The organism is Bacillus sp. mrc49 (assembly GCF_002803435.1).
The window spans coordinates 1-24,340 of the sequence record NZ_PHNG01000788.1; the positions used below are offsets into that span (position 1 = coordinate 1).

Sequence of the window (24,340 nt, forward strand, 5' to 3'; positions counted from 1 at the left end):
GATTCCTTTACGATTTTCCACGACATAGTCGCAGGATGTATGAATCAGTTCTGCATCTTCCGGTGAAAAATCCAGGTTAACGAAGGAGGAGCCATGGACTTCTTCTTGATGAAAGCCGGTAACCGTTTCAAACCTCGGATTCACGGTGGTGATCAACCCGTTTAAATCAAGCATGAGCATCGGGTATGGATTGTGTTCGAATAATGATTTATAACGTTGTTCACTATCGAATAATTGCTTCTCCGCAACAACTCTTTCAGATATATCCCTGCCGATGACGACTAGCCCTTTTCGGGAACCATCTTCAAAGAACAAGGGAACCTTGATCGTATCAAAGGTTTTGTGATTGCCATCTGGAAGGGGAATGATTTCCTCGCATCTTGTAATTACCCCTTTCATCCACGTTTCCTCATCGGAAACTTCACAGTAGATCAACGACTCTTTGTAAAATTCAGTGTATTCCGCCAGCTCGCTGTCTTTTTTGCCCTTATAATCCACATGCTCCAATTGAAATAATTGAAGTCCAAAGGTATTCGATTCCAGCCATCGCCCATCGCCATCCTTGAAGTTAACGAAATCGACCATCGAATTAATAAGTGTACGCCGGCGTTGCTCCGCTTCCTTTAATTGCTTGAATTCTTCCCTTTTAGCCAAGTAAAGGTATAAGACCATGCCTATCGATAAAAGAAAGAAAGTGCCTTCCACTCTCTGTAGCTGAATGAAGACCTCTTTGTTTTGAATATTTGTCGTTAAGAAATAGTCGAACACGACTAGTGTAAGAATCCCGGAAAGGATATATATACTTAAAATGGAACGCTTGGACATGGAGATTCTCCCTGATTTTAAGACATTGCAATGGTAAAATTACATACACATTTTAACAAACTATCGAAGAAAAATATATGCACAATCATAAATAAAAAAACAGGAACCGAGGCGGTTACCTGTTTTTTCGGAAGATGCGTTGGTTCTTTTTCTTTTTCATCCGTTTGTAGAACATGAAAAATGATAAAAAGAGCAGTGCGAGTGCAGCTAACGTATATTGGTTCATCTCCACAGTTAGCAGGCCATATGGAATCAGCGATAGAAAGAAAAAGTAAATCAGGTTTCCCAGTGTCGTTGCCAATAAAAAATCCCTGAATGTAACCGAACTGACTCCTGCTGCCAGGTTGATCAGGCTTGTAGGGATAAGCGGGAAAACCCTTCCGGTAAAGACATACATAAAACCGTGCTCCACAACACTTTCTTGCCATTTTTTGTCCAGCTTCTTCAAAAGAAGGTCTTGAAACCAGTTTCTTGCAGCATAGAAGATCAATCCTGATGCTACTACACTCGTCAACCAACTCCAAAGGTAACCATATAAGAAGCCAAATATCGTGACATTGATCGTCAGGAGCAAAATTAATGGGATGATCGTAAATGAATTTTGGACAAACATCAATACGAATGTGACCAAAAAGGTGAGCGAGAGGTTATCCTTCAAGATGCCAATAACTGACTCCAGGTCACTTTTCCATACTAAAGTGAATAATTCTGCATTTGTGTAAATGAATATTGCAATACCCAACAGAACAATCAAAGTCAGGAATTTTTTCAAAGGGTCACCACCATTCTTACTTATAGTTTACCAGCTTCAGGTTCATTGGTGAAAAAAGAGCTGTCGCAAAATGCAGACAGCTCTTTTACAGTATAGTAGGTTCAGGAAGCGATGATTCCTTTAAAGCCACTTTTCAAACTGAATTCTTTTGTTCATTGCATAAATGATTGGCGCACCAACCAAAAGGACAACGAATTCACCAACAGCTGTGGTGCCCCAGCTTAACCAAAGCGGTAAGTCCAAGGCAAGGTTCAGTTCTATTGCAATCAAGAACATTGTGAACGTGAAAAAGATAATCGTCGCGATCATCCGTCCTTGGATACTTTTAATGAACCGCGAAACAAAAATGACCAGCAGCAGGGCGAGTATGGATTGCCCGACCCCGAAAATCAAGTCAAACGGAACCATGGGTGAAAATAGCAGATTCGAAATGAATACACCGCCTACGATGCCATAGATGTATTTTTTATTGAATACTATCAGATGGTTCAGCATTTCCGGAACCCGGAATTGGTATGCGCCAAAAGATATTGGTTGAAACACGAATGAGACCGCCACATATAAGGCAGCCAAGATCCCGCTTATCACGAGGGTACGATTATTCATTTTATTCTCTCCTAGTTTTTTATCGTGGGATGGTTACGAACCACGTATAGGTTTTTGCCTGAAGCTTAATAGTAGTCTAAATATGCCCCTTTCGTCAATTTGTAAAGAATGGTTATTGCACGACCTAGCTTCATATAGGCCAAACGGATTTTTGATTTCTTGCATGGAAGGATGATATTATTTTTATAGAGAAGTAGAAGGAGTGAGAGTGACATGTCAATTGAAAGTGTCAAACATCATTTTAAAAAATGGAATCGTGAAGGCGAAGTGATGGAGTTCGAAACATCAAGCGCTACGGTTTATGAGGCAGCGGATACCATCGGTGTGATCCCTGCGCGGATCGCTAAGACCCTATCCTTCAGGGGGGAAGGTGACAAGGCGATTTTGGTTGTAGCGGCCGGGGATGCAAAAGTCGATAATAAGAAATTTCGCCAGTCATTCGGTTTCAAGGCAAGGATGCTGGCTCCTGATGAAGTGCTCCAACAGACTGGGCATGCTATCGGCGGCGTTTGCCCATTTGGACTGGCCAACGAGCTGGACGTTTTTCTCGATGTATCAATGAAGCGGTTTGAGTCGGTATTTCCCGCTTGCGGCAGTACGAATTCTGCCATAAAGCTTACACTTGCTGAATTATTAGAATATTCAGGCGCTAAAGGGTGGGTTGATGTGTGTAAGGATTGGGAAGAAGCGTGAGCGAGGAGCAAGGATAGGAACGGCTGTTATATTATGAAACGGAAAGATTCGCATCAGTTGGAATTCGCTCGATTACAGAAAAATAACCTGTGAAATCGCCCCAGCTGAAGATGCTCGTGAAGAAATCCCCTAAATGGAGCGTGAAGGATGTTAACCGGAAGCCATCGAAAAAACAATAGCAGCTACCTTAGTCTAAAAACTCTTTATGAAGAAAACATCACGGTCAAGAGTATAGCCCAAGAGCTTGAAGCCTGTCACAAAAATGATGAAGCGCTGGATATACGTAATGCGCTGGAAAGAAAGAATTTCGATATCATGGCCGTACAAGATCAAGGGGACATCATCGGATATATCGAAAGGCACGAGCTTGGTGAAGGAAGGATTTCGAGGTATTTGAGACACTTTTCACCAAGGGAGCTTGTTTCGGACTCAACCCCCTTGATTCAGCTTCTTCATATTTTCAAGAAAAAAACAAGGGTGTTCGTGCTGGAGAACAATTCAATCAAAAAGTTGATTACCCATGCTGACCTTCAAAAGCCGCCTATCAGGATGCTGATATTCGGCTATATCACCCTTTTGGAAATGAGGCTGAGCGATATCATTCTGCATCGATTCGGCGATGGCGGCTGGCACTCCATGATAAGCGAGGACCGTCTGGAAAAGGCAACCGAATTATATCGGCGCCGAATCGATAAAAATGAAGATATCAATATAATAGAGTGTCTGCAAATCAGTGATAAGTTCGATATTATCCATAAAGATCAGGAAATGAGGCGCTTTTTTCAAATCCCTTCAAAAAGTAAGGGAAGGAAGGATGCGAATGCGATCCGGAAATTGCGGGATAAGATTTCGCATGCCAATGAATTGGGGCTGGACATGTCCTGGATGGAAATCATTGAAGTGGTCGAATGCTGCGGCCAGCTGCTCGAAATATCCGAATCCTATCAGTACGAGAAGTAAGAACCAGGCATCCATGCTGGTTCTTTTTTGTGTTTTGGAATCATCAGCCATTAAAAAGCTGCCCATATTTAGGCAGCTTTCCCGAATCATTAAAACTCCGGCAGTTGGTCGAGATTATTTTCCTTGATGCCATCAGGCTCACTCCGCAATATGTCACGTCCATATTTATGGAAGACATCAACATTGGCAAGCTGACCTGCCTTCGCCTCGGAAAGGGCAGTAGGGTAGTCGAGTTCGCGGCCGGAATTCGTCTTGATGGCAATGATATTGTCATCATCATTTTTCCTGACAGCAATGATTTCTTCCTTTCCAGTTGAATCAGGCTGATTTGCTTGCGGTGTACCCTGCTGTTTATAGGATTCATAGGCTTTTTCAAATTGGTCCATGTTTTTGACACCTCCTATGTATAGGGTGAACTAATTGTTCTGCAATATACAAACCTCATCCAGCTACTCTATAGACGTATGTAAATACTGCATGTGGTACTTTTTGCACGATTCGATAATCCTGTAAATTTCTTTATTCTGGTAAAAAGCTACTTTCGTCATGGCTGAATAGGGATGATCCTACCTATTTAGATATCTTTTGCTATTGTAAAATTATGGAGTGAAACTATGAAACTGGGAGGCAATCTATGAAAAAACAATTTCTATCATTTACACTAATCGCTGGAATGGTCCTTCATGCATCAGGGACAGTCACTGCGTTGGCAGCAACACACCCTGCTCCGGCGCATCATGCTGCATCCGCAGATAAGCAGGTCGTTAAAAGGATCGATGTCGAAAAAATCTACAGAAATATTGATTACCTCTCCAAAACACCTCGAGTGGCCGGTACTGAATCAGAGTACAAGGCCGTCCAGTTCATCAAAAAGCAATTCAAATCATACGGCTATAAAGCCAATATCGAAAAGTTCAATTTTTTATCCTATACGGATCCAAATCGGGTTGAGCTATCGATTGGAGGCTTTGATGGGGAAATCAAGCCAAGCCATTTAACTTATTCAGTGAATGGAAATCCATCCGGTGAACTGATATATGCCGGCCTAGGAACGAAGGAAGAGCTTGAAAAAGCAAGTGTCACAGGGAAAATTGCCCTTATCCAAAGAGGAAGTTTCACTTTTGCAGAGAAGGTATTGAACGCGGCAGAAAAAGGCGCGGCGGGTGTCATCCTGTACAATAATGCAGATGGCGAATTGAATGGAACCCTCGGAGGGGACAATGATCAGTATATTCCTTCTGTCACGATCACGAAAAAAGATGGAGAGGCCCTGCTGGAAAAAATGAAGGCAGGAGGCAATTTGACCGCTTCATTAAAAATCGAAGGGGCTCATACTGGAGAAAAAACCTCTTATAACGTGGTGGCCATGAAAAAGGCTACCAAGAACATGAAAGCTAAAAAAAGCGATATCATTTATATCACAGGTCATCATGATTCCGTCGCTGGAGCACCGGGAGCGAATGATGATGCATCGGGAACGTCGGTCACACTTGAACTTGCCCGGGTATTGAAGAATCTTCCCACTGATACGGAAATCCGCTTCGTTACCTTCGGCGCCGAGGAGAATGGTCTGCTAGGTTCGCAGCATTATGTCGGGGACCTCTCTGATGAGGAGATCAAGCGGACGATCGCCAACTTCAACCTCGATATGGTTGGAAGCAGGGACGCTGGAGATTTGGTGATTTTGAGTAATGATGGCGAAATGAATCTTGTGACCAATCTGGCTCAGGCATCAAGTGCCAGGTTGAATGGGACGCCTACTCCATATGGACAAGGCGGCCGAAGTGATCATGTATCTTTCGCCGAGGCTGGGATTCCCGCGGCCTTATTCATCCACAGTCCTTCAGAACCTTGGTATCATACTCCTGATGATACCATTGATAAGATCTCTAAGGAAAAGCTTCAAGATGTTGCTGAAATCGTCGGTACCGCTGTCTATGACCAAGCAAAAATTGAAAAGAAAAAACCATTTCCACCTCATGGGAACAAGGTGAAAGCACCGCATTTAGCTGAAGAGAAAGAATTCAAGTAAGGAAGATGTACGAAGGGTAAGTTTTTTGGGTGCATCCTGCACCCTTTTTTTATGTTTAAAAATGGAAAATAAGGGGTAATAAGCCTAGGCTGGAACTGCTTTTATGTGGGTGTAATTTCCTAATGTTCGAGCTTAAATAGCTTATTTATCCCTATTTAACTGTAAGACTATAATCCTTATAATAAAAAATATGAAAAATATGACAGTAATGAAGAATGATTTTTTGAGGTGAACACGAATTTCATGCAAATTCTTTAAGGGAGATTCACTCGGCCATCTCGGGCAGAATGTCGGACGTGAGTGAAAAAATCAATCGCTTGGAGCAGGCTAAACGACAAATCAATGAAGAACAAGATATATGCTTGGGAGAAATCAGGAAAATAATACATCCGGATTTGGCAGGAAGCTGGACGGGAAATCGAGCCGATGACTTCCAAGATGCCCGCAGCGATGCGTACAAGGCCATGTCTGCGATCATTCATGCTGATTATGACGACTACCAAGAGAAAATCGAGGGAAAGATCACGATGCTGAATATAGAGAAAAAAGCTTTGAGTGCAGCAGGCACCATAGCCCATGAAGCGGATGCCCTTTTGGAAAAAGGAGAAGCCGTCATTGACCAATTGGAAAGTAAACTATCATATTTAAAAGGGTGGTTGTTTTAATGACGACAATCAAGCTGAATCATCCTGCCGTAACGAAGCAGGTCGATCAGGTAAAGACGGCCCTTGGTGGCGTCAGTCTTGGACATGTACCGGCAGGAGAGCTCGGCAATAATAAATTGGAATTTACCTCGAAGTGGATGGATCGGGAAACGAACCTTGAGAAGGTTTTCGAACAATATATTAAAATCGTCCAAAAAAATGTCGAAGATACCCGGGCCAATATCGATTTATTAAAAGAGCAGGATGAGGCCATCGCCCATACTTCACATGGGTATCCTGCGCGATGAAAATCTACGAAGCCGAGAGCTTGCAGGACGCAACCAAGTCACGCGCCAAGCAATATGAAGAGTTAAAGAAGCAAATCAATGCCCTGAAGAAGGAATTTCAGGGGATCGTCGGCCTAGATCACGAGTTTCAGGGAGCCGGTGCTGCCGCCATCAAAAGCTTCTATGAAGCGCAGATCGACGTGGCGGACGCCTGGATTGAGCTATTCACGACTCAAATCAGTTTTTTGGAGGGCATTCCTGCCACTCTTGAAGATGCGGACCTCTCCGGTAATACGGTGGTGGAGGTTCCTTTTTTAGATGGGGAGGTTTCGAATGGCATCAAGCAAGCGAAGTCGCTTGTCGATGAACAAGCAAGTGATCTTAGCAGAATCCTGAACAGTATTGATGATATCCTTCCTCTGGATATGTTCGACCAAAAGGATTTTAATGAAAAAATCACGCTGGCCGGGCATAGACTGGATGACACCGTGACAAAGGTAGAGAATGTCGACCGGCAATTGGTCGAGGAGTATGAAGTGTCTGTCGGACAGGAAAACGTGGCGGTTGGCCTTTTCCGTGCCTTGCTTGATGCGACCAAACAGGACGGCACCATTTCGCCGATGACGTTCAACCAAACAGCCTTCAAGAATAGTGAAGTCTATCAAGTGAAGGATGAAGTCGCCGGTCAGATGAAGGAGTACCAGACCTTCAAAAAGGAACAAGCCGAAGCCAAGGAAATCGAACAAGAAATGGAAGAACTCGAAAACCGCCCATGGTACGAAAAAGCCTGGGATACGACAAAAACCTTTACAGGGGAATTTACGGGATATTATGATTCAATCAGGGCAACGACCGGGGTCGATCCAGTCACGGGCCGCAAGCTGTCCGATGCCGAACGAATCGCCGCAGGCGCCATGGCGGCCGCTGGGTTCATCCCCGTCGTCGGCTGGGCCGGACGGGCCATCAAGGGCGGCAGTGCCATCTACAAAACGGCCAAAGGACTGAACGCCGCGAATCACGCACTCGACGCTTACAAATCGACAAAGGGCTTTAGCCTTCTCCAGAAATCCGAATACGGGATATACGGACTCCTCGCCGCCAACGGCCTTGGCGAAGCCGCCACAGGCAAAGACATGTTCGGCAACCAGCTAACTGAGGAACAGCGCCAGAACGGCCTCTTGATGGCACTGGGAATCGGCAGTGTGGCTGGTGCAGCCAAAGTCGCCGATAAAGTAGCAAGTGGTACAAAGTTCATCCCTTACAGCAAGGAATTTGCGCAGAAGCAGGTTCAGAAGGTTCAAGCTTTCGGCAGGGAAATCGGCAAGGTGGAAGTTCCTCTCCGGATTAGGGTCGAAGAATTAGCGACGGCGTATGGATACAACTATAAATATGTCACTTTTGATAATATTACGGTTAAGGATATCGTGCAGAAGTTTACGGTTAAGAGTGATGGTGGTAAGGGTACAGGCAAAGTAGTGCTTGCAAAGGAATCCATTGAAATTACAAAAGTGGAGTATGGAAAGCATTATACAAGAGAGCGGATGAAGAAAGTTTTAAAACCGAATATTGAATATACATCCCCTGGTGGTCACGTATATAAAACAGATGAAAAGGGTCGTATAACAAGTGTAGAAGGTTCTCTCGACTTAGGTAGTGGTAAACGAAACAATTATGCTCAGCGAATTGCTGGAAGGGAAGACCGCTTGCCGGATGATCAAGGGGGCCACTTAATCGCCAGCATATTTAAAGGGTCTGGTCATCTAGACAACCTTGTTCCTATGAATGCAAACCTGAATATGGGAGAATGGAAAAAACTCGAAATATCTTGGGCAAAAGCTTTAGACAGTAATCCTCCTAAAACAGTAGAAGTGAAAATTTATCCTGTGTATGAGGGAAATTCAACTCGACCTACAAGTTTCGACATAGAGTATAAAATTGACGATGGCCGTTGGGATTTAAGAACATTTGAAAATAGAGCAGGGGGATAAAAAATGAATGAATCAAAACTAAATGAATATTATCAGAAAATAGCTCAAACAGTAAATGAGATGATTCCAGAAGAATGGAGTAAAGTTATTTTGTATGGAGAAGTTAATGAGGGGACAGGGACTGCGTTCTTTTTCTATCAGTCTAATATTAATGATAAACTCATATATAGTCACGATATCCCTGAATTACATAGTATTAGTAGAATAGAGTATAGAGATACTTGGCGGAGGTTAATAAAGGTTTTAAAAGAATTATCAGATGAATTTAAAGATAATAATCAAGAACAATGGACCAATTTAACTTTTACTTTAGAAAGTACAGGGGAATTTAAAGTTGACTATGATTATGAAGATTTATCAAATGCAGATGATCACGAAAGAAGGGTTATTTGGGAATATACTCGTTTGGGTCTTTTACCTGAAACTGAATATGATAAGAGTATTTTAGAAGAATACCTCAAGAAAGAATAATGGAGGATAAAAAAAGCTTGTTTTTTTGTATGACCTTAACGGTAAAGTTAAGGTCTTTTCATTGTAGAAATAGCATATGTATTGTTTTAAGTTATATCGGGCTTCTCATATAAAAGGCCGTTAGTTCTAAAAAAGATATATAGATAAGAATATGGATTTACTGACCTCAGACATCGTGATTAAATACAAGTGGTACAAAGTTCATTCCTTACAGTAAGGAATTTGCGCAAAAGCAGGTACAGTATGCAAAAACTACAATAACAGACATTGCGAGATCTGGAAAAGCCACGTTAAAAAATATAGGTGAAGAACTAGGTAAAAAAGAAATCCCTAAACGGATAAGTATGGAACAAGTATCCCTCGCAGGAGGACCAACCCTTCGCCAAGTTATGATGGAAAAGCAGACTATTAAGGAAGCCTATCAGAAATTCACGGTTAAGGATAGCAAAGTAGAGGGTGTTTCTGGGGAGAGTATTACTAAAGGTAAAGTGTATCCAACTAGACAAATAGATTCAGTAGCAGAAACACATATAATTGATAGAGTAAAAGAGCTAAGAGGAAATTTAACAAGTAGGTATAAGAAATCTGGAAATTTTGCTGTTGCAGAAGTGGATGTCAGTGGGATAAGTAAATCTGAATTTTATGCTCAAAGTAGCATAAATGAACTCAAAGGAAGTCTTGAGGATATGGTGCCTGATATTTCTTTACAACCTGAAAATCCAATGTTTAAAGCTACAGAAGCTATTGGTAAAGAGGGAGAGAGGTACTTAAGGAATACAGATACGGAGTATAAAATACCAAATGACATTGCTTCTAGGCTTGGAGAGAATACACAAGCTAATGGGAAAATTAAGTTATTTACAGAATTGGATACTTGTGACAGTTGTAGTAAAGTCATAGCAGAGTTTGCTGCTAAATATAAAAATATCGAATTAGAAGTCCTACACAACAATGGTAATAGAATTATTCCTTAAACTTAATTTTGAATGGAGGAGAAAATTAATGAAAGATTGGGGATATAATGAATTATTTGATGCGATTCAGGAGACATATGAAGAGTTGTTAGAAGAAGATAGGGGATATAGGTATGCTATAGCAAAACTAGCTGATGAATTTGATAGATTAGGCAAGATAGAAGATTTTATTGTTGATACTGCTATTGGAGAGATAGCAATCGGCCATGAAAAAGTATATGTTGGGCGCATTGAAGGTATAACAAAAAGGTTAAGCATGTTTATCCCACAAGAAGCAGAATCTGACTTAACATTAGAAGAAATACAAGACTTATCGAAACGAATAAAAAAAGTGATACAAGGACTAAGAAATGCAGAGGTTGATTATAATTCATCAGCAGAATAGCAGGTGAAAGAAAAATATTTAATCATGAAGTGTTAACCTTGAGTGGACAAAGCCATTCGAGGTTTTTTAATGAATTAGACAGTTTTAAATCTTAGTATGTTATCTATGATGGCTAAGTGTTATTTTTATAATTTTTGAAATTACAGGAAACTAAACAAATGAACCAACTAGAAGCAAAAGAAATAATCGAGCAATTTCATAGTTCTTGTGCAGATAAAGCAATTAAAGAAGAGTATGGGGATTGATATCAATCACCGATATAAATATAAAAAAGCATTATAGGGGCTTTTATGTCCAGATCCCAGTTTATCCTATGTTAAACAGGAACCGCGACGGTTTGTACCTCATGGACTGGAAAAAGGTTTGAATATCCACCCAATTCTTTAATTAAGCAAGCAAGCGATTAGTTTTACAAAAAGTGGGTATAAAGTATGGAGCGACCTTTCATTTAATAGCTAACACTAAGTTTTCTTTATGTTCAATAAGGAGAATTTGGTGGGAGGTGATTAAATGAGGAAAGTCTATGGTATTAAAAGTTTAATAAAGTACCTTGAGTCGGTAAATCAGCCAATTACCGAAGAGGAGATCAATGATCTGATATTAAATAAAAAGATACCCCATCTCAGACCCATCAATAATTTACTGGTTTTTAATTTAGATCATATTGATGGCTGGCTTCGTGATCAGCCATCCAAACCTTAACTAATTGAAGCCCTGCTTACAAGTGAATTTAAAAGGGAAAAGCCGGCCAAGGTGTTTCATGAAAACCTTGGCCGGCTCCTTTTCTTTTTTATTAGTGGAAAGGGATCACCAGCTGGCGCATGACTCATAATAGCGTAAGCAGGGCTTGGATGCCGGTCAGGATGATCCCGATTATAAAACCGCATACGGCTCCGTTCACCCGAATCCATTGCAAGTCTTTTCCTACCCCATTTTCCATCATGTCGATCAGCGTTTCGTTATCTAGCTTATCGAGATTTTCCTGGACTAGATTGCCGATTTGCGTATGATTATTTTCAATGAGAGCAGTAATTTGCTTCTGGATCCATTGATCGATGCTGGTGCTATTTTCTTTCATATTATCCAGGACACGCTGAATGATGGGAGTCAAGTAAGCGTCCATGAAATGCTCACCTTCGACGAATTCCAGTGCTTCTTGTTGAATTTGTTGTAGACCTCCCGTTATGGTTGCCTCGGGCTCCCATTTCGTTAGAAGTTGTTCCTTCCATTTTTCAACTCCTTGTAACAGTTCCCTGTTATCGTTAATGCCTTGAATTTCTTTCCTGATATATAAGATTAAAGCTTCTCTATTTGGTTCATTCTCATTTTTTAAATTATTTACGACACTTAACAGAAGGTTTTGGATGATATTGCCCAGTTTCTCCTCGTTAAGCAAGCTTTGAATCGATTTAACGGCAAACTGAAGCATGCCCTCCAGTTCAATCTTGCTGAGTACATCCATGGAAACAGTGCCTAGTCTGTGTCCGGTTTCTTTTTGCCTTAACCAATCTTCAGCTTTTTTCAAAACATGGTCCAAAGCTTTTTTATCAAACTCTTCGTTTACTAACTGTGAACTTACAGCATGTAGAAGCTTGCTCATGTCTATGTTAGAAAGTGATCCTTTTATTTTTTTTGCAACAAAAGGTGTAATCTTTTCTATATCTATATAACATATCATTTGCTTAATAAGTTTAATCAGGACTTTTCTGAACGTGTCACTTTGTGTCTCTTTTACTATGACTGGGATCAATTTTTCTGTAAAAGGAATGTTTTTGACTTTATCCTGAATGCTCTCCTTAGACAGCCAATCGTTTTTCAGCATTGAAACCAGTGCATGGGTCATTCTTTTCCGGTTGTTGGGCAAGAGAGCTGTATGGGGGATCGGAATTCCAAGCGGATGGCGGAATAGTGCAGTGACGGCAAACCAATCTGCCAATCCACCGACAAGTCCTGCCTCGAATCCTCCGTGTAATAAATCCAGCGGCAAGGAACCTAGAAAGGGAGTGGTTGCAATATATCCCGCTCCCATGATCATTAATGAATACCGAGCTATTTTTCTTGACGATTTTATTTTTGGCGACATTTTATTCCCTCATCCTTAACATGATATTCCATTATTATTATCGAATCATCAACGTATTTTATGTTTTGCTTTTATTTAGTAGTATAGCAGGTAGTTCAAAAAAATACCCACAACTAAGGCGGTAAGTTCATATTTCGGGAATGGGGAAACTGCTTATTAAGAAGAAAATACTTGCAATCAAAAAAAGCCGATCATTTCGATCGGCTTAAAACGGCAAAAACGTTCAAAGTTCATCATTATATGCTTTTTTTAATCGAATCATTTTTAACTTCCACACTCTTTTTTTTCTCTTTCATGCGGCTGAAAATATAGGCCAATATGGATCCGGATATATTATGCCAAACACTGAAGATGGCACTGGGTACAGCAGCCAAAGGCGAGAAATGGGCGGTTGCTATCGCTACACCCAAACCGGAATTCTGCATCCCGACCTCCATGGCAACGGCCTTCTGTTTTGCCAAATCCATCCCGCATAACCGGGCAAAGAAAAAGCCAAGAATAAAACCAAGAACATTATGAAGCACGACGACCGCGAAAATCATCAACCCGGTTTTAGCCAGCTGATCTTGACTGCCTGCGACGACGGCAGAAACGATCAGGACGATCGCAATGACTGATACGAGGGGCAAAGCCTTTGCACCGGCCTCTGCCTGTTTACCGAAAAACTTCTTGACGATGAATCCAAGCAGGAGCGGGATGATCACGACTTGAATGATGGAAATGAATAACGATCCAATGCTGATATTGACCCATTTACTTGCCAACAGCAGGATGAGAAGCGGGGTGATGATGGGCGCTAAAATGGTGGATACGGAAGCGATGGCAACCGCAAGTGCAACATTTCCTCGTGCAAGGAACACCATGACATTTGAAGCTGTCCCACTAGGGCAGCAACCGACCAAAATGACGCCGACCGCCACTTCTTTCGGCAGGTCGAACAGGATTGCCAAAGCAAATGCCAATAACGGCATAATGATGAAGTGTCCTGCCACCCCGAGGGCTACCTCTTTCGGTCGCCGGAAAACTTCTTTGAAATCAGCGGCGGACAGTGTAAGACCCATGCCAAACATGACTATACCCAATAAAGGAACGATGTACGCTCCAATCCATATAAAGTGATTAGGCATGAAATATGCTAGGACTGCAAATATCATCACCCATAAGGTAAATGTTTTTCCAGCAAATGCGCTGACTTTCTCTACTAAACCCATAATGACCTCCTAGATGTTTTAAAATAAATCAATTATAGTGTATATTCAGAATATTTAAAACCCCATTTCGGTAATAAAAAATATCCATGCATGTTAACCCGCTAATTGGGCTGAATTTAAATGCAGGCAAAGGAAGTTAGAATCATGCCGTTTTTGTGAGATGAGAACATAAAAGCGGCCAGCCAATAAGGAACGGGAAGCTACAATCAGTATGGGTTGTTTTAAAAGCCCAATTATTGCTATTGTAAGAATAATGACGGTAATACATGAAGTGGAGATGTGGGTGCTTTGATACATATATTAATTGCGGATGATGATCGGCATATTCGGGAATTGCTTAAATTCCACCTGGAGAAGGAAGGGTACATCGTTTTCGAAGCGGAGGATGGCAATGAGGCCTCGCTGCTACTTGAGAACGAGCGAATCCATCTCGCCGTTGTCGATATTATGATGCCTTATAAAAACGGCCTGGACCTTTGTAAGGAAATACGTGATCAATATGACTTGCCGGTGATCTTATTGACTGCTAAAGATCAACTTATCGATAAAGAAAAGGGTTATTTTGCCGGTACCGATGATTATCTTGTCAAGCCATTTGAGCCAAGGGAACTAATATTTCGAATAAAGGCTCTATTGCGAAGGTACCGAATGGTTAATTCCGAATCAATTGCATTGAACGAAACGATTATTGACCGTAAAAGCTATGAGGTGCGAATTGAGGGGAAGACATTGCTCCTGCCGCTTAAGGAATTTGAGCTGCTGGCACAGTTAGGGAGTTTCCCTGAGCAGGTTTTTACGCGTGAGCAGCTGATTGAACTCGTATGGGGCGCTGATTTTGAAGGAGATGACCGAACGATCGATGTCCACATAAAACGATTAAGGGAGCGCTTCTCCGGACGGACCGATGATTTCGCCATCACCACCGTTCGTGGCCTCGGTTATAAGCTGGAGGTCAATAAAAAGTGAAAACACTCTATTTCAGGATAGTTATTCAAACCATACTTATCATGGTGCTCGCCAGTGTCATCGCCTTTTTAATTTCCAATGTCTACTACCATAAGGTTCAAAAACCCTATAATGGTGAGAAGATTAGCAAAGTCGCTAGTGATATCGTTTCCTTATATGAGGAAAATCCAAGTCAGGATATCGATGCCTATTTAAACCATATAGCAGGATTGCACTATCAGATGTATTTGTTTAATGAGCAGGGTGAAGGAACTTTATATGGGGAGCCGTTTCGGGAAACCGCTTTGGATTCAGGCACGATTTCTGGAGTTTTGCATGGCAAGACCTACCAAGGAATCGCCAGCTATAATAATGGGTTATTCATTACCGGATTTTTTGATGATGTATTAATCAATAGCATCGGTGTCCCAATTAATGTGGATGGCGAGAAACATGCCCTGTTTGTTCGGCCGAATATAGAATTGCAGTTTGGCGAAATACGCTTTTTCCTTGCCGTTTTGCTAATACTCACACTACTGCTCAGTTTTTTATTCGTGATCATCAATACACGTTTCATCGTCAAGCCAATTACGAAATTGACTGAAGCTACGAAGAGAATCGCTGATGGAGATTATGGCAGTGAATTGAATGTATCCCGACGTGATGAAATCGGGGATCTGGCAAAGCATTTTTCGAAAATGACCCAAAGTATCCAGCGGCTGGATGAAATGAGACAGGAGTTCGTATCGAACGTTTCTCATGAAATTCAATCGCCGCTTGCATCCATCCAAGGATTTTCGCAAACCCTGCAATCAGAGGAATTAACAAGGGAACAAAGAAATCAGTACTTGTCCATAATCGAAAAAGAGAGCAGGCGTATGTCTTTACTAAGTAAACAACTGCTTCAGCTAGCTTCGTTGGATAAAGAGGAAGATCCGCTGCAGCGGTCCAGTTTTGATTTGGCGCAGCAAATTCGGCAAGTGATGTTCATGCTGGAATGGAATTGGCGGGAGAAAGAAATGGTGATCGAAATGGATGTGCCTTCAATCATCGTTTTTGCAGATGAGAAACTTATGAGTCAAGTATGGACGAACTTGATAACCAACAGCATTAAATATTCCGAAATGCGCAGCACAATTTACATTCGCCTCAAAAAACTGGATCATTTTGTTGAAGTGATGATTTCAGATACGGGCCTGGGAATTTCGGAAGAAGACCTCCCGTATATCCTGGATCGGTTTTATAAAGTAGACAAAGTGAGGAATCGCAGTGAAACCGGCAGCGGCTTAGGGCTTTCAATTACGAAGAAGACGGTAGACCTGCATGGCGGAACGATTGAGGTTCAAAGCGAACTTGGCAAGGGAACCACTTTTTATATCCGTTTGCCCCTTATGTAATCATTCGTTCATCTTCCATTCATATTGGTTGATTACAATCAGTTCATACCGATCGAAGGCTTATGGATCGGTTAACAAAAGGAATGGGAGATGAAATCATGTTTTTAGCCATACGTGAACTGAAGCATTCAAAGCTACGTTATTCGCTGATTGGATTGATCATGGTATTGGTCGCTTTGCTTGTCTTTATCATTTCAGGATTAGCCAATGGTCTTTCTTCAGATAACGCTTCATCCATACAAAACATGAAGGCTGACTATTTCGTCATGGAGCATGACTCGAAAAACAAATTGAATCGGTCGATCATATCCATGGACACGCTGGATGAACTCCGGGCTTCACCGGATGTTCAAGCAGCAGAAGGTCTGGGGCAAATGATGAGCACCTTAAATCAAATCGGTTCAAATGAAAAAACGGATGTCACGATTTTTGCGACCAATGGCAAAGGTATTTTGGCACCGGAAGTCATGGAGGGAAAGATCTATGATGATAAGAGACAAGGCGAGGCTGTTGCCGATCGTTCCTTAAAAGAGGTTGGCTATAAGTTAGGCGATTCATTTCGAGATGATTGGTCAGGAAAGGTTTTCACCATAGTTGGTTTTACGGAAAAGCAATCTTACAGCCATTCGCCGGTTGTCTACATGAATGTTAACGGATGGAGGGAGATCAATCCGGCACTGAAAAATCAAGCGAAGAATTCGATCAGTGCGATAGCTGTGCAGATGGATGCGAAGGCAGAAGAAACTATACGTAAGTCATTATCTGAAGGCGTAACACTTCTATCAAAAGATGAATCGCTTCAGAGTATCCCAGGCTTCAAAGAGGAACAGGGCACATTGACGATGATGATTGCCTTCTTGTTTGTCATCGCAGCGTTTGTCTTGGCTGTATTCTTCTATGTGATAACCTTGCAGAAAACGAATCAATTCGGAGTCCTTAAAGCACTTGGTGCCAATACGGTTTATCTTGCAAAAAGCATTGTTGGCCAGGTCATGCTGCTTGCCGTTGTATGCATCGTTATCAGTGTGGCACTGACATATGGAGTCACTTTCATCATGCCAGAGGGGATGCCTTTTGAATTGCGTCCAGATCTGGTCATTAAATATTCCCTGTTACTTTTGGTTGTATCCGCATTGGGTTCACTGCTATCACTCTATCGAGTGGCGAAGATAGATGCGCTTCATGCAATAGGGAGGGTTTCATGATGGGTGATAAGCTATTGTTTGAAAACATCAGTAAAACTTATGGAGAAGGCGACAACATGGTGACGGCCCTTGATGATATTTCCCTAGCAGTGAGAGCGGGGGAATTCGTTGCCATCGCGGGACCATCTGGCTCAGGAAAAAGCACGTTCCTTTCCATAGCCGGTGCATTACTTTCCCCGAGTAAAGGCCGTATTCTCCTGGATGAGAAAGATATCACTTCATTACCTTCAAAGGAATTGACCCGGGTGCGTCTTGAAAAGATCGGATTCATTTTTCAAGCGGCGAACCTAGTGCCATATCTGACCGTGCGTGAACAGCTTCTGCTACTTTCTGAATTGATTGGCAAGCGGGATAAAAAAGCTGTGATAAAAGCGGATGATCTGCTTAGCCATCTTGGCCTTGAACATCGGGCAGATCACTTGCCGGAAGCGCTGTCAGGTGGAGAGCGGCAGCGTGTAGCCATCGGCCGTTCGCTTATGAATGATCCGGAAATCATTTTAGCCGATGAACCAACCGCAAGCCTGGATTCCAAAAGGGGCAGGGATGTGGTCGAAATGCTTGTGCATGAGGTGAAGGCAAGAAATAAAGCGGCGATCATGGTTACGCACGATGAAAGAATGTTGGATTTATGTGATCGGGTGATCCATATCATCGACGGCAAGATCTTTACAAATGGTGATACGGAAAAACGCGCGAACCTGCAATAAGTAGAATGGATAAGAGGAAAAATAGAGGCTGCTTTATTCCGGTAAGACGAGGAACGGGGCAGCCTATTTTGTTCATGTCTGTTTCCCTTTTTGAATCGAGACAATCGGTGAGGGGACAAATACAACTGAAAAGAAAAAATCTTTGAAGGAATCAGTGGCTTTCCATGTTACTATAGAGCAGTGAAATTAACCTATCTTTTCACATTAACCACACTTAAAGGAAGGTAATAACCATGAAAAAGATTTCTTTAGATGTTTTCTTTATAGTAATTGGGGCTTTTATATTCGCCTTGGCAATAAACCTTTTCGTTATTCCGAATGAACTGGGGGAAGGGGGAGTCACGGGGATAACGATCATTTTATTTTATCTTTTTGAATGGTCGCCGGGACTTTTAAGCTTGATCATCAATGCTTTCCTGCTCATTGTCGGTTATAAATATTTGTCGAAAATGACCACGATTTATACGATCGTTGCCGTTGCATTCAACTCGCTATTCCTTCATTTAACGGAGAGTTGGAATATATCTTCCGATGAAATTGTCATCAATGCGATATTTGGCGGAGTGTTTGCCGGTGCAGGAATTGGGATGATCATTCGAGTGGGCGGGACGACTGCCGGTACGACGATCCTCGCCAGAATCACGAATAAGTATTTGGGATGGAGCTTAAGTTATGGACTTCTGTTTTTCGATTTAATCGTTGCGTTCTCATCTTATTTCATCATTGGCGCAGAAGGACTTATGCTTACAATTCTAATGCTTTATATTGGAACGAAAACGATGGAATTCATCATAGAGGGCTTGAATCCGAAAAAAGCGATTACCATCATATCCAATGAAGCGGATCAGATTGCAAGTCAAGTAACCGTACTGATGGACAGAGGGGTAACCGTTTTTAGCGGTCATGGATACTACACGAAAGCTTCCAAGGATATTTTATATATCGTTATCAGCAAGCAGGAGGTCCTCAAGTTGAAACGGATCGTGAAGGCAACCGATAGCAATGCATTTATTGCCATTCATGATGTCCGTGACGTATTTGGTGAAGGATTCCTCGATATATCGAAGTCCTGAATGAATTGTTTTTAGCTGGCGGATAATGTGGTTTCGGAGTGATCTCATTCCGAAACCTTTTTTTATTGCTGTTATTCTATGTAGGAACCCTCGAATTTTGTCTGAAGGTGTCATGAAATATATTGTAAAATAATCTATATATTCAGAATAAAATGTTATATTATGTAATTCAGAAGTCATACAACCCTGACGAGTGCAGCCATTAATGATGGAGGTGTCCAAGATGATCCTTTTGAAAGTGGATGACAGGAAGTTTGGGAAGCATAATATCAAGTATAGTGTAGTAGATAAGGAAACGAATGAATTGATCATCAGTGGTGTGTTTGAAGAATTTGGACAAGCAAGCGACAAATATTATGAATTGAAAGATGAATACGGATCTTCCAATGTGAAAATGGTATTGAAATGAAAAAAAGGGGACCATTGGTTTACCCTTTTTTATTTTAGTAGATAAACATTATAATGCAAAAGGCCCGGATGATTATTTATTTTTATAATCACATATAGGAATAATTGCAGGTTTCCCCATCATATAATTAAGTTGAGAAGGCTTTCTTGTATCCTTTTTTTGCAAAAACCTACAAAAATATTGTAAAGTATGGAATTTGGTGGTAACATAAAGCGCATAAATGTAAACGTTTGCAAGGTAATTATGTAAGGAGGTGATGTTAGAGGTTCGGGATAGTATGCAAATATAGTAGATTAAAAGATTTTTATTTTCTTTTTTTATGCAAACGTTTTCTTAAAATTGCATGAATTTTATGAAAAAGGGAGAGTCGGTATGATGAAGCGTAAAAAATGGTACGGGGGAATCTTTTCTATTTTATTGATATTTAGCGTGATTTTGGCTGGGTGTTCTTCTTCGACTGGCGGGGACGGCGGCTCTGATAAGGTGACGCTCGATATATTTCAATTCAAGGTAGAGTTCAAGTCGCAATTCGAGACTTTGGCCAAGCAGTATGAAAAAGAAAATCCTGGTGTGAAGATCAAGATATCGACAGTCGGCGGCGGAAATGATTATAAATCAGCCATTACCGCAAAATTCGCTTCCGGTGAAGAACCAGCCGTTTTTAACATTGGCGGACCGGTGGATGTCGAACAATATAAAGATAGATTATTAGATTTAAAGGATACGAAGGCGGCAGAAGCAGCCCTTGATGGCACTTTGGATGGGGTGAAACAGGACGGGCAAGTTCTGGGCCTTCCATTCAACCAAGAAGGATACGGCTTGATTTATAATAAGCGGATTTTTAAAGAAGCCGGTATCAAGCCTGAAGAAATCACAAGCTATTCAGCGCTGGAGGCAGCGGTCAAGAAAATCGATTCACAGAAGAAAAAATTGAAGCTTGATGCCGTTTTCGCTTATCCGGTCAAGGAGAAGTGGGTGACAGGAAACCATCTATCCAATGTCTTTTTAGCTCCGGAGTTTGATGGGAATGTATTGGAAGTAAGCAAGTCCCCTACGGTTAAATTCACGGATGGTGATAAGTTCAAGCAACTTGTTGATATCCAAAATAAATATTCCGTCCAGCCGACAGCAAGTCTTGATTACTCCCAGCAAGTGGAGGAATTGTTCTCGCTGGAGAAAGTTGCAATCATTCAGCAAGGAAACTGGGTGTATAACACCGTGTATGACATGGATCCTGAGCTAGCGGAAAAAGGAATTGGCATAATCCCGATTCCTAATGGAGAAAAAGCTACGGGCATGCCTGTCGGCGTCCCTAACTATTGGGCAGTGAACAAGAAATCCGATGAAAAGGTACAGAAGGAAGCGAAGAAGTTCCTTGATTGGATGTATACATCTGACGAGGGGAAAAAGGCCGTTTTGGAAGACTTCAAATTCATTCCTGCATATGAAGGATATGATGTGGAAAAAATAGCCGATCCAATTTCAAAGGAAATCTATAAATATTCCCAAGCAGGAAATACGACAGGCTGGGTATTTAACGGTTATCCTGTCGGCTGGAATGATGAACTTGGTGCCAGCATCCAAAAATACGTAACTGGTAAGCTGACGTGGGAGGAATTTGTTAAGCAGAACATTGAAAATTGGGAAAAAATACGTAGCAAATAATGCTTGGAAATGGACAAATGACCAATCGGCATGAAGGCATGTCGATTGGTTGTTACTGATCGGATTGTACAAATGGGCTCTTCATTTTACTTAAAGCTATAACCCCCTTTTTCTACTACATTATTTTTTCAAAAGGAGGTCGGTTTCGTTGAGAAATCGGGATGCCGCATATTGGCTGTTTTTGACACCTGTTCTTGCTGCACTAATTTTGGTGGTGATCGTGCCGCTTATCTATGGTTTTTATTATTCCTTTACGAATTGGAACGGTCTTGGAACCCCGGACTTCATCGGGCTCAAGAATTATCTGGATTTGTTCACCGATAGAGGATTTCTGGATACATTTTGGTTCACCATTAAATTTTCCGTAGCCGCAATCGTGGTGATCAATATCATTGGATTAAGTTTGGCTCTAATCGTGACATCCAAAATCAAATCAAGCAACATCCTCCGGACAGTTTTCTTTATGCCCAATCTGATCGGCGGCTTGATCCTCGGTTTTATTTGGCAGTTCATATTCATTAAAGTCTTCGGTGCAATCGGTGATCTAACAGGCATCGAAGCATTTAATGGCTGGCTTTCAACGACAGAAACCGGGTTTTGGGGCTTGATCATATTAACGGCTTGGCAAATGGCCGGATATATCATGATCATCTATATCGCCTATTTGCAGGCTGTTCCTGAAGACTTGATCGAGGCGGCAAAGATCGATGGGGCCAACAGCTTCCAGCGCTTCCGCCATATTACCTTTCCGCTTGTGGCGCCTGCTTTTACCGTCAGCCTGTTTTTGACGCTGTCCCATTCTTTCAAGATTTATGATCAAAATCTTTCTTTGACGAACGGTGCTCCTTATAACTCAACCGAAATGGTCGCGATGAATATCGTGAAATCGGCCTTCACGGAAAATGACATGGCCTATGCACAGGCAAAAGCGGTTATCTTTTTCGTGATAGTGGCAGTCGTTTCGTTGACACAAGTGTATATCAATAAGAAAAGGGAGGTTGAGCTGTAATGAAGGAAAAATGGAAATTGTGGCTGCTTGGAATCATTGGCTTCATTTTGGCGATAGTATGGCTCACTCCGTTTTATTTAATGATTGTCAACGCATTTAAAATGAAGCGTGATATATTTGCCGATACCCTTGGTCTGCCGTCAGCCTGGACGATCGAAAACTTCGTTCAAGCTTTCGAGCAGCTGGATTTTCTCCGGACTTTATTCAATTCTTTGTTGATATCTGGTGTGAGTGTCGCCATCATCATCATCTTTTCGGCGATGGCAGCATATGCACTTTCGCGAAACAAAAGTAAAATAAGCTCCTTGCTTTTCTTCGTGTTTGTAGCAGCGATGCTGATTCCTTTTCAATCCGTAATGATACCGCTAGTTGCCCAATTCGGTCAGTTTGGGATGCTGAACAAGGGCGGTTTGATTTTCATGTATTTGGGATTCGGCTGCAGCCTTTCCATTTTCCTCTATCATGGTACCTTGAAGGGAATTCCGATCTCGCTGGATGAAGCGGCAAAAATAGATGGTGCAAACCGTTTTCAAGTATTTTGGCATATCATTTTTCCACTCTTGAAGCCAATGTCGATTACCGTTGGGATCTTAAATGTCATTTGGATATGGAACGACTACTTGCTGCCGTCCCTTGTAATAGGCGGCGCAGGCTCTGAGACCATCCCACTCAAATTGTTTTTCTTTTTCGGACAATATACGAAGCAATGGCATCTTGCCTTGGCTGGACTCACTTTATCGATCATTCCAGTGATCATCGCGTACTTTTTCGCTCAAAGGCAAATCATTAAAGGGATTGCAGATGGAGCCGTTAAATAACTATTCAAATATAGGGAATATTAAACCATATGCGGTGGACGGGGAGTGGTGATGAAGATGTCTGTAACAATAAAGGACGTCGCCAAAAAAGCGAATGTCGCTCCATCTACAGTATCGCGTGTAATCCATAACAGCCCGGCAATCAGTGAGAAGACTAAGCGTAAGGTACGCAAGGTATTAAAGGAAATGGGCTATCATATGAATGAAAACGCCAGGAACTTGGTCACGAAGTCTACCAAGGCCATTGGCATCGTCATGAAAAGCTCAGCGAAGGAATCACTTTATAATCCTTTTTTTCCAGAGGTGATCCGTGGGATCGGGGACTTCTGCAATAAAGAGGGTTTCAGTCTTTCCTTGACAACCGGTGAAACGGAGGATGCCATCTTTGAGGATGTCGTGAAGATGGTCCAAGGCAGAAGAGTGGATGGCATGATTGTTTTATACTCAAAGAAGGATGACAAGGTGGTCCCGTATCTGCTGAAACAGGGGTTTCCGTTTGTATTGATAGGAAAGCCAAGTACGAACATGACCGGCATCACCTTCATAGATAACGACAATGTTCAAGCAGCGACGGAGGTAACTGAGTTCGTGATCGGTCTTGGACATCAGCGAATCGCCTTTTTAGGAGGAAGCCCTGAGTTTGAGGTGATCTCCGACCGCTTGATGGGATTTCAGCAAGCGGTGGAACAGGCAGGGTTAGATGTACCTCAGGAATATATCAAATTGATTCCTTTGAATCGGATCGATGGAATAAAGGCAATAGACGATTTGCTTGGATTGAAAGAAGCACCGACCGCTTTTTTGGTTACGGATCTTTTGTTGGCCGTTCTTTTGCTCGGTTTGTTGGCTGAAAGGAATGTGAAAGTGCCCCAGCAGGTCAGTGTCGTCTGTTTCAATCATTCCGAATTCATCGAATTCTTAAGTACGCCGCTGACAACGGTTGATATCCATACGTATCAGTTAGGATACGAGGCAGCCAAATGCGTATTCGATTTAATTGCAAACCCCGAAATGATGGAAAAAAATATAAGGATTCCTACCAAAATCATCAAGCGTGAGTCGCATTTTGCTATCGAAAAGGAAATTAAAAGAAAAATGTAGAAATGTTTTCCCAATTAAAGCTTGATTTTTGTTCACTTAAATTTACAATAAAGATTATCACAAACATTTTTAATAATTCA

At 41.8% G+C, this 24,340-nt stretch carries 26 protein-coding genes and 1 riboswitch; of the genes, 20 read left to right on the forward strand and 6 right to left on the reverse strand.

All coding sequences use genetic code 11. The features are described 5' to 3' along the window. The 3 genes from CVN76_RS24895 to CVN76_RS24905 form a co-directional block, all read right to left on the reverse strand. Window positions 1-825, reverse strand: an 825-nt coding sequence (locus CVN76_RS24895; protein WP_157805794.1) for a PAS domain-containing protein, incomplete at its 3' end; no start/stop codon positions are given. A gap of 115 nt (window positions 826-940) precedes the next feature. Then, on the reverse strand, window positions 941-1,597 hold the full coding sequence (locus CVN76_RS24900) for a TVP38/TMEM64 family protein (RefSeq protein WP_100533308.1): 657 nt from the start codon (window positions 1,595-1,597) through the stop codon (window positions 941-943). A 120-nt stretch (window positions 1,598-1,717) separates the two neighbouring features. Next, a complete protein-coding gene (locus CVN76_RS24905) occupies window positions 1,718-2,203 on the reverse strand; it encodes a QueT transporter family protein (protein WP_061140559.1) in 486 nt (161 codons plus the stop codon). A gap of 5 nt (window positions 2,204-2,208) precedes the next feature. Further along, window positions 2,209-2,253, reverse strand: a riboswitch (PreQ1 riboswitch). Between the two features lie 163 nt (window positions 2,254-2,416). Here CVN76_RS24905 and CVN76_RS24910 point away from each other — a divergent pair. Then, the gene (locus tag CVN76_RS24910; RefSeq protein WP_100533460.1) at window positions 2,417-2,896 is read left to right on the forward strand and encodes a YbaK/EbsC family protein; all 480 of its coding nucleotides are present in this window, start codon (window positions 2,417-2,419) and stop codon (window positions 2,894-2,896) included. A gap of 147 nt (window positions 2,897-3,043) precedes the next feature. Next, window positions 3,044-3,856 (forward strand): hypothetical protein, encoded by an 813-nt coding sequence (locus tag CVN76_RS24915; RefSeq protein ID WP_100533461.1) that lies wholly within the window; start codon window positions 3,044-3,046, stop codon window positions 3,854-3,856. An 89-nt stretch (window positions 3,857-3,945) separates the two neighbouring features. On the opposite strand, the gene CVN76_RS24920 is transcribed toward CVN76_RS24915, so the two are convergent. Further along, window positions 3,946-4,242 (reverse strand): DUF3892 domain-containing protein, encoded by a 297-nt coding sequence (locus CVN76_RS24920; RefSeq protein ID WP_100533462.1) that lies wholly within the window; start codon window positions 4,240-4,242, stop codon window positions 3,946-3,948. 248 nt (window positions 4,243-4,490) lie between these two features. Between CVN76_RS24920 and CVN76_RS24925 the strand changes: the two genes are divergently transcribed. The 8 genes from CVN76_RS24925 (at window position 4,491) to CVN76_RS24960 (ending at window position 11,339) form a co-directional block, all read left to right on the forward strand. Beyond that, window positions 4,491-5,888 carry a M28 family peptidase gene (locus tag CVN76_RS24925; protein ID WP_100533463.1) on the forward strand — a complete coding sequence of 466 codons (1,398 nt, stop codon included), beginning with the start codon at window positions 4,491-4,493 and terminating at the stop codon, window positions 5,886-5,888. Between the two features lie 263 nt (window positions 5,889-6,151). Further along, on the forward strand, window positions 6,152-6,553 hold the full coding sequence (locus tag CVN76_RS24930) for a YwqH-like family protein (RefSeq protein WP_442857604.1): 402 nt from the start codon (window positions 6,152-6,154) through the stop codon (window positions 6,551-6,553). Then, on the forward strand, window positions 6,553-6,840 hold the full coding sequence (locus CVN76_RS24935; protein WP_100533465.1) for a YwqI/YxiC family protein: 288 nt from the start codon (window positions 6,553-6,555) through the stop codon (window positions 6,838-6,840). Before CVN76_RS24930 ends, CVN76_RS24935 begins: the two co-directional genes overlap by 1 nt. After that, window positions 6,837-8,807 carry a DNA/RNA non-specific endonuclease gene (locus CVN76_RS24940; RefSeq protein ID WP_100533466.1) on the forward strand — a complete coding sequence of 657 codons (1,971 nt, stop codon included), beginning with the start codon at window positions 6,837-6,839 and terminating at the stop codon, window positions 8,805-8,807. Before CVN76_RS24935 ends, CVN76_RS24940 begins: the two co-directional genes overlap by 4 nt. Before the next feature lie 3 nt (window positions 8,808-8,810). After that, window positions 8,811-9,278, forward strand: coding sequence for an immunity protein YezG family protein (locus tag CVN76_RS24945; protein WP_061140567.1), 468 nt, complete (start codon window positions 8,811-8,813; stop codon window positions 9,276-9,278). 344 nt (window positions 9,279-9,622) lie between these two features. Further along, window positions 9,623-10,252 (forward strand): deaminase domain-containing protein, encoded by a 630-nt coding sequence (locus tag CVN76_RS24950; RefSeq protein WP_232732468.1) that lies wholly within the window; start codon window positions 9,623-9,625, stop codon window positions 10,250-10,252. A gap of 28 nt (window positions 10,253-10,280) precedes the next feature. Next, on the forward strand, window positions 10,281-10,637 hold the full coding sequence (locus CVN76_RS24955; RefSeq protein ID WP_061140568.1) for an Imm3 family immunity protein: 357 nt from the start codon (window positions 10,281-10,283) through the stop codon (window positions 10,635-10,637). A 510-nt stretch (window positions 10,638-11,147) separates the two neighbouring features. After that, on the forward strand, window positions 11,148-11,339 hold the full coding sequence (locus CVN76_RS24960; protein ID WP_100533467.1) for a hypothetical protein: 192 nt from the start codon (window positions 11,148-11,150) through the stop codon (window positions 11,337-11,339). Window positions 11,340-11,463: 124 nt separating this feature from the next. Here CVN76_RS24960 and CVN76_RS24965 read toward each other — a convergent pair whose 3' ends face one another. Both CVN76_RS24965 and CVN76_RS24970 read right to left on the reverse strand, forming a co-directional pair. Beyond that, window positions 11,464-12,720: a DUF445 domain-containing protein gene (locus CVN76_RS24965; protein WP_100533468.1), complete on the reverse strand. Its 1,257-nt coding sequence runs from the start codon at window positions 12,718-12,720 to the stop codon at window positions 11,464-11,466. A gap of 236 nt (window positions 12,721-12,956) precedes the next feature. Continuing rightward, the gene (locus tag CVN76_RS24970) at window positions 12,957-13,931 is read right to left on the reverse strand and encodes a bile acid:sodium symporter family protein (RefSeq protein ID WP_100533469.1); all 975 of its coding nucleotides are present in this window, start codon (window positions 13,929-13,931) and stop codon (window positions 12,957-12,959) included. Window positions 13,932-14,219: 288 nt separating this feature from the next. Between CVN76_RS24970 and CVN76_RS24975 the strand changes: the two genes are divergently transcribed. The 10 genes from CVN76_RS24975 to CVN76_RS25020 all read left to right on the forward strand — a co-directional run bounded on the left by CVN76_RS24975 (window position 14,220) and on the right by CVN76_RS25020 (window position 24,260). Further along, complete coding sequence (locus CVN76_RS24975) at window positions 14,220-14,897, forward strand: response regulator transcription factor (protein ID WP_061140572.1); 678 nt, start codon at window positions 14,220-14,222, stop codon at window positions 14,895-14,897. Then, complete coding sequence (locus CVN76_RS24980) at window positions 14,894-16,273, forward strand: sensor histidine kinase (protein ID WP_100533470.1); 1,380 nt, start codon at window positions 14,894-14,896, stop codon at window positions 16,271-16,273. Before CVN76_RS24975 ends, CVN76_RS24980 begins: the two co-directional genes overlap by 4 nt. A gap of 98 nt (window positions 16,274-16,371) precedes the next feature. Further along, a complete protein-coding gene (locus CVN76_RS24985) occupies window positions 16,372-17,478 on the forward strand; it encodes an ABC transporter permease (protein ID WP_100533471.1) in 1,107 nt (368 codons plus the stop codon). Continuing rightward, on the forward strand, window positions 17,475-18,185 hold the full coding sequence (locus tag CVN76_RS24990; RefSeq protein WP_100533472.1) for an ABC transporter ATP-binding protein: 711 nt from the start codon (window positions 17,475-17,477) through the stop codon (window positions 18,183-18,185). The genes CVN76_RS24985 and CVN76_RS24990 overlap by 4 nt, the downstream gene beginning before the upstream one ends. Before the next feature lie 233 nt (window positions 18,186-18,418). Further along, window positions 18,419-19,258, forward strand: a complete 840-nt coding sequence (locus tag CVN76_RS24995) for a YitT family protein (RefSeq protein ID WP_061140576.1) — start codon at window positions 18,419-18,421, stop codon at window positions 19,256-19,258. 223 nt (window positions 19,259-19,481) lie between these two features. After that, the gene (locus CVN76_RS25000; RefSeq protein ID WP_100533473.1) at window positions 19,482-19,667 is read left to right on the forward strand and encodes a hypothetical protein; all 186 of its coding nucleotides are present in this window, start codon (window positions 19,482-19,484) and stop codon (window positions 19,665-19,667) included. Between the two features lie 375 nt (window positions 19,668-20,042). Then, the gene (locus tag CVN76_RS25005) at window positions 20,043-21,332 is read left to right on the forward strand and encodes an ABC transporter substrate-binding protein (RefSeq protein WP_100533492.1); all 1,290 of its coding nucleotides are present in this window, start codon (window positions 20,043-20,045) and stop codon (window positions 21,330-21,332) included. 148 nt (window positions 21,333-21,480) lie between these two features. Then, on the forward strand, window positions 21,481-22,341 hold the full coding sequence (locus tag CVN76_RS25010) for a carbohydrate ABC transporter permease (protein WP_061140578.1): 861 nt from the start codon (window positions 21,481-21,483) through the stop codon (window positions 22,339-22,341). Continuing rightward, complete coding sequence (locus CVN76_RS25015; protein ID WP_100533474.1) at window positions 22,341-23,159, forward strand: carbohydrate ABC transporter permease; 819 nt, start codon at window positions 22,341-22,343, stop codon at window positions 23,157-23,159. Before CVN76_RS25010 ends, CVN76_RS25015 begins: the two co-directional genes overlap by 1 nt. A gap of 57 nt (window positions 23,160-23,216) precedes the next feature. Continuing rightward, a complete protein-coding gene (locus CVN76_RS25020; protein ID WP_100533475.1) occupies window positions 23,217-24,260 on the forward strand; it encodes a LacI family DNA-binding transcriptional regulator in 1,044 nt (347 codons plus the stop codon). Window positions 24,261-24,340: the final 80 nt, after the last annotated feature.